This window comes from Sphingomonas sp., assembly GCF_035555815.1.
Classification (GTDB): Bacteria; Pseudomonadota; Alphaproteobacteria; order Sphingomonadales; family Sphingomonadaceae; genus Sphingomonas.
On record NZ_DATMGG010000181.1, the window covers coordinates 1 to 5,939 of the forward strand.

General features: G+C 67.4%; 7 protein-coding genes and 1 pseudogene. 5 read left to right on the forward strand and 3 right to left on the reverse strand.

Annotation, left to right across the window (positions count from 1 at the left end; genetic code table 11):
• From VNR91_RS09865 to VNR91_RS09880, 4 genes are all read left to right on the forward strand, one after another.
• The coding region (locus VNR91_RS09865) for a PQQ-binding-like beta-propeller repeat protein (RefSeq protein ID WP_325490593.1) at nucleotides 1-991 on the forward strand (991 nt) is incomplete at its 5' end.
• Nucleotides 992-1,044: 53 nt separating this feature from the next.
• Nucleotides 1,045-2,415, forward strand: a complete 1,371-nt coding sequence (gene der, locus VNR91_RS09870; protein ID WP_325490594.1) for a ribosome biogenesis GTPase Der — start codon at nucleotides 1,045-1,047, stop codon at nucleotides 2,413-2,415.
• 59 nt (nucleotides 2,416-2,474) lie between these two features.
• Nucleotides 2,475-2,681, forward strand: a complete 207-nt coding sequence (locus VNR91_RS09875) for a sulfurtransferase TusA family protein (protein ID WP_325490595.1) — start codon at nucleotides 2,475-2,477, stop codon at nucleotides 2,679-2,681.
• 76 nt (nucleotides 2,682-2,757) lie between these two features.
• On the forward strand, nucleotides 2,758-3,198 hold the full coding sequence (locus tag VNR91_RS09880) for an Hpt domain-containing protein (RefSeq protein ID WP_325490596.1): 441 nt from the start codon (nucleotides 2,758-2,760) through the stop codon (nucleotides 3,196-3,198).
• A gap of 73 nt (nucleotides 3,199-3,271) precedes the next feature.
• Here VNR91_RS09880 and bfr read toward each other — a convergent pair whose 3' ends face one another.
• The 3 genes from bfr to VNR91_RS09895 all read right to left on the reverse strand — a co-directional run bounded on the left by bfr (nucleotide 3,272) and on the right by VNR91_RS09895 (nucleotide 5,378).
• Complete coding sequence (gene bfr, locus VNR91_RS09885; RefSeq protein WP_325490597.1) at nucleotides 3,272-3,757, reverse strand: bacterioferritin; 486 nt, start codon at nucleotides 3,755-3,757, stop codon at nucleotides 3,272-3,274.
• 103 nt (nucleotides 3,758-3,860) lie between these two features.
• Nucleotides 3,861-4,031 (reverse strand): (2Fe-2S)-binding protein, encoded by a 171-nt coding sequence (locus VNR91_RS09890; RefSeq protein WP_325490598.1) that lies wholly within the window; start codon nucleotides 4,029-4,031, stop codon nucleotides 3,861-3,863.
• Between the two features lie 96 nt (nucleotides 4,032-4,127).
• A complete protein-coding gene (locus VNR91_RS09895) occupies nucleotides 4,128-5,378 on the reverse strand; it encodes a DUF418 domain-containing protein (RefSeq protein ID WP_325490599.1) in 1,251 nt (416 codons plus the stop codon).
• A 132-nt stretch (nucleotides 5,379-5,510) separates the two neighbouring features.
• Here VNR91_RS09895 and VNR91_RS09900 point away from each other — a divergent pair.
• Nucleotides 5,511-5,939 (forward strand): annotated as a pseudogene (locus tag VNR91_RS09900) (hypothetical protein); the annotation flags it as partial.

Below are 5,939 nucleotides of genomic sequence, written 5' to 3' on the forward strand. Positions count from 1 at the left end.
CGACGGCGGCAAGCTGTTCCTCGTCGATACTGCGGGCACGGTGCGCGCGTTCGATGCCAACACCGGCGCGACGCTGTGGAACACCGCGACGGTGGCGAACAAGGAAAACGCGCGCGCCCGCTTCGGCGGCGGCGCCAGCGCCGAGGGTGGGCGCGTCTTCGCGACCAACGGCCTGGGCGAAGTGGTGGCGCTCGACGCCGCGACCGGTGCGGTCCAGTGGCGGGTCAAGCCGGGCGGGCCGCTGCGCGGTGCGCCGACGCTCGCCAACGGCCACGTCTACACGCTCAGCCAGGATAACCAGCTGTTCGCGCTCAACCAGGCCGACGGCAACGTCGAATGGACCCAGTCGGGCAGTCTGGAGACGCAAGGCGTGTTCGGCGTCGCTGCGCCGGCGGCGGCACAGGGCACGGTGGTTGCCGGCTTCTCGTCGGGCGAACTCAACGCCTATCGCTATGAAAACGGCACCACGCTGTGGGCCGACACGCTGTCGCGCACCAGCATCTCCACCTCTGTGTCCAGCCTGTCGGACATCGACGCGGAGCCGGTGATCGATCAGGGCCGCGCCTATGCGGTCGGGCAGGGCGGCCGGATGGTCGCGCTGGAGGTCGTCAGCGGTCAGCGGCTGTGGGAACAGAATCTCGCCGGCATCTCGACGCCGTGGGTGGCGGGCGAGTGGATCTTCGTCGTCACCGACGACGCGCGGCTGATCTGCCTGGCGCGCGCCAGCGGCAAGATCCGCTGGATCAGCCAGCTGCCGCGCTATCGCAACGAAAAGAAGATGAAGGATCCGATCGGCTGGATCGGGCCGGTGCTGGCGGGCGGCAAGCTGTGGCTGGTCAATTCGCGCGGCACGATCACCTCCGCGTCGCCCACCGACGGCACGGTGCTGTCGAACATCGCGACCAAGGGGAAGTTCACGCTGCCCGCCGCGGTGGCCAATTCGACGCTCTACGTGCTCAATGACGAGGGCACGCTGACGGCCTATCGTTGATCGCCCTGCGTTCGCCCTTCGACAATCGGGGGGCGAACGGATAGGGGGGCATCATGTCTAGTCCTACCGTCGTCATCATCGGCCGGCCCAATGTCGGCAAGTCGACGCTGTTCAACCGCCTCGTCGGCAAGCGCCTCGCGCTGGTCGACGATCAGCCGGGTGTGACGCGCGACCGTCGCGAAGGCGACGCCAGCCTGCTCGGCCTCGAATTCCGCATCGTCGATACCGCCGGGTTCGAGGATGAGGATGCGGCGACGCTGCCGGGCCGGATGCGCGCGCAGACCGAGGCGGCGGTCGCCGACGCCGATGTCGCGCTGTTCATGGTCGATGCGCGCGCCGGCATCGTCCCGCTCGATGAGGAGATCGCCCGCTGGCTGCGTGCCGCCGACACCCCGGTGGTGCTGGTCGCCAACAAGGCCGAGGGTCGCGCGGGCGAGAGCGGGGTGATCGAGGCGATGGCGCTCGGCTTCGGCGATCCGATTCCGTTCTCCGCCGAACATGGCGAAGGCGTGGTGGACCTGTTCGACGTGCTGCGTCCCTATGTCGAGCGCGAGGATGACGATGGGCAGCCCGAGGACGACGAAAGCCCCGACGCGCCGCTCAAGCTGGCGATCGTCGGCCGTCCCAACGCCGGCAAGTCGACGCTGATCAACCGCATCCTGGGCGAGGATCGCCTGATCACCGGCCCGGAGGCGGGGATCACCCGCGACTCGATCGCGGTCGACTGGGTCTGGACCGATCCCGCCGGCGACGCGCGCCCGGTGCGGCTGATCGATACCGCCGGGATGCGGAAAAAGGCGCGGGTGCAGGAAAAGCTGGAAAAGCTGTCGGTGATGGACGCGCTGCGCGCGATCGACTTCGCCGAGGTGGTCGTGCTGCTGCTCGACGCGACCAAGGGTCTGGAGGTTCAGGACCTCAAGATCGCCGACCGCGCATTGCAGGAAGGGCGCGCGTTGATCATCGCGCTCAACAAATGGGACGTCGCCGAAAACGCCAGCAGCCTGTTCAACGGGGTCAAGGCGGCGCTGGAGGAAGGGCTGGCGCAGGCCAAGGGCGTGCCGCTGCTCACCGTCTCCGGCGCGACGGGCAAGGGTATCGACACGCTGATGAAGGTCGCGTTCGAAACGCGCGACGCGTGGTCGCGGCGCGTGTCGACCGGCCAGCTCAATCGCTGGTTCGAACGCGCGCTGGAGGCCAATCCGCCGCCCGCACCCGGCGGCAAGCGGATCAAGGCGCGCTACGTCACCCAGGTCAAGACGCGCCCGCCCAGCTTCGTGCTGTTCGGCACGCGGGTCGACCAGATCCCGGAGAGCTACCGCCGCTATCTGGTCAACAGCATGCGGCGCGAATTCGATTTCGGCGCGGTGCCGGTGCGCCTGACGATGCGCGCGCCAAAGAACCCGTTCGACCGCAAGGACGATTAAGATGCGTGGTCGCGCCGCGACCGGCGCGCGCACGGGCGCTGCATGATCGCGATCGCTGCATGATCGAGATCGACGCGCGCGGGATGCGGTGTCCCTGGCCGGCGATCCGGCTGGCGCGGACGTTGCGCGATCATCCCGCCGCGGCGGTGGCGATCCTGGCCGATGATCCCGCCGCGCCAGGCGAACTGGCGGCGGTGGCGCGGCTGGCGGGGCGGACGCTGCACAGCGACGGCCCGGCGCGATTCCGCATCGACGCGGGCGGGTGAATCAATATCCTGTTTACCGCGACGGCGTAGAATGGGGCGTGTGCTCCTTTGGCCGAGGGAGCGTCGGAGACACTTGATGACGGTCGCTGAGACGGACGACGCACTGATTGACTGGACGATCTTCGCCGAGGCTCGGGCAGAGCTTGGGGCGAATTTCGTGCGTATCCTGGGGTATTTCCGGGAAGACGGCGCGAAATCGGTCGCCCGGATCGAGGAAGCGATGCGCGCCGGCGATGCCACCGCGATGGTGCTGCCCGCCCACACGCTGAAGGGCGAATCGACCCAGTTCGGGGCGGAGCTGCTCGGCACTCTGGCGGAGACGATCGAGGTGATCGCGCGCGGATGCGTCGAAACGCACGACGCCCCCGAACAGGCGCTCGAACACGTCGTCAATCTGCGCCCGGTGTTCCAGCGCACGCTGGAACTGCTGGAGCGCGAGACCAACCCGCTGGTCGAGCGCCGCCCCGCCTTTGGGCGCAGGCCGTTGCTGGCGGGCGGCGGATTCGAGCGCGACTGAGCGGCGGTGAAGGCGGGGCCGGGGTGACCAACGGGGCCCGGGAATGCGGCGACGGAGGCTGTCCGATCCGCCCCTACGATCCTTCACCCTCGCTCTTGGCGTTGAGCTGGATATAGTTCTGCAAGCCCATCCGCTCGATCATGTCGAACTGGCGCTCCAGCGTGTCGACATGCTCCTCCTCATTGTCGAGGATGTGGCTGAACAGGTCGCGGCTGACGTAATCGCGCACGCTCTCGCAATATTCGATCGCGTTCTTGAGCTGGGTCACCGCCTCCAGCTCCAGCTCGAGGTCGCCGCGCAGCGCCTCCTCGATCGATTCGCCGATCCGCAACCGCCCGAGCAGCTGGAAATTGGGCAGGCCGTCGAGGAACAGGATGCGTTCCGACAACTGGTCGGCGTGCTTCATCTCGTCGATCGATTCGTGGCGTTCGAAGTCGGCGAGCTTCTTCACGCCCCAATGGTCGAACAGCCGGTAGTGCAGCCAGTACTGGTTGATCGCGGTCAGCTCGTTCCTGAGCGCCTCGTTGAGAAATTCGATGACTTTGGCGTCGCCCTTCATGGCCGCTTCCTTCAATTCGTGAGCGGCACGATTCTACGCTGGTTCGCGGGCGGCGAACAGCTAAAAAATGGCGGATTTCTGCGGTTTTTTGTGGGTGCGAATGCTACGCAGCAGCGCGTTCCTGATCGATAATGGCTCGCGCAAACGGCACGCACTGGCCGCATTTCGCCTGGCATCCCAGCGCACGATACGCCTGGCAGGCGCTCACCGCGCCGTCACGCGCCGCCTGCCGTACGTCCCGCTCACGAATCGCATTGCACACGCAAACAACCATCGGAACCCCGCTCGCTGAACCCCTGAGGTAGCGATACTGCGACGGATTCGCAACAGCTATTGCGGACGGGTCGCGATAGCATGTGGCCGCCGGCGGTCATCCGCCGGCCAGCGCGCCCCCGCGCATCGGCTGGAACGCGAATCGGGCCAGGCTGCGCCATCCCCATTCGAACGGCCCGTAGCGGAATCGCTCCAGCCACGGCTTCGACCACAGCAGCATCCCGGCCCAGACCGCCGCCACCACCAGATAGAGTTCCGCGCGGGACAGCGCGCCGAACCATCCCAGCCCATAGCCGTAGAAGATCGTGGTGCAGATCAGGCTGGTCACCAGATAGTTGGTGAACGCCATCCGTCCGGCCGCCGCGATCCGCGCGGTCAGCGCGCCGCCGGGGCGGATCGTCAGGATGATCAGGCATGCCCAGCCGACGATCATCGCCGGGCGGAACGGCGTCGCCGCCACCAGCACCCCGGCGACCACCGCAAAGGTAGAAAAGTCGAACGCCACCATGAACGCCGCGATCGCCAGATAGGCCGGAATGCCGATGCCGAAGCCGATCGTCAGCCATGTGCGATAGCGCGCGCGCGGCCATGCGCCGCTCAACATCCCGCTTTTCAGCCCGGCCATGCCGAACAGCATATAGGCCAGCGTTTCGGGACCGACGAAGATCAGCGTGTTGATCGGTGCCCATGCCTGTTCGTGAAACCGCGCGGCGGTCAGCGTGGCATAGCCGCCGCGATACAGCGCCATCCGTTCGGCGATCCAGGCGGCGGGCGGAACGCCGAAATCGCGGTCGAACCCGGCCAGCGTCGCCGCGCGCGCCGTCGCGGACATGTCGCCCAACCCGTGGCTCATCGTCCAGATCGCGGTGGGCAGCGTCGCCAGCACCAGCGTCTGGAACAGGATCAGCAGCCCCCCGATCGCGATCATCCGCCGCACCGGCATCCGGCGGAAGAAAAAGGCGATCATACCGACCAGCGCATAATGGTTCAGGATGTCGCCCCACCACAGCAGCCACAGGTGCGCCAGCCCGAACGCCAGCAGCCAGATCATCCGCGCATAGTGCACCCGCGCCGGGTTTTCGCCCTTCGCGGTCGCGCGGTCGATCACCAGCAATGTCGACGCGCCGAACAGGAAACTGAACAACCCGCGCATCTTGCCGTCGAACAGCACGAAATTGACCAGATAGACCGCCAGGTCGGCGCCGCTCGCGCCGCCTTGCGCGCGAGGGTTCATATAGGCCGGCTCGATCAGCCCGAACGCGACGATGTTCATCAGCAGGATGCCCATCACCGCGACGCCGCGCACCGCGTCGAGCGTCAGGATCCGGTCCGTCTGCGTCGCCCCCATGCCAACCCCCGTTCAGTCGGCGCGGTATCTATCCTGCGCCGGGGGCCAGCGCCAGCAGGCGGTGGCGCGGCCGGACAGGGTGGCCGGGCGATTCCGTGACGGTCCGATCGGCGCGACATGGTACGGGGCGTTATGGGCGCGTGGCGAACCATCCTGATGTCGCTGCTGGCGCTGGGCGCACCCACTGGCGCGTTCGCGCAGGTGCCCCCGGACCTCCGCGGCGACCTGATCCACGCCGATGTTCCGCTGTTCGGCGACGGCGATACGAAATGGCCGACCTCGTTCATCGGCGACGACGGCGATTTCGGTTGCTCCAGCCGGGTCGGGTTCGGCGATTGGCTCTATCGCCCCGGCGATTCGGGCGGCGATGACGACGTCAGCTGGTACAGGATCACCAACTACGGCGTGTTCCATTGCTATGCGATCGTTCGGACAGCGAGCGAGCGCGGCGATCTCGCGCGCGCATCGTTCACCTACGCGTTCTTCGTCCCGCTGGGCGACGTGCGGGTGCGGGGAAAGCGGGTCGAGCTATGGGCGCTGCAACAGGGCGGGCGCCCGGGC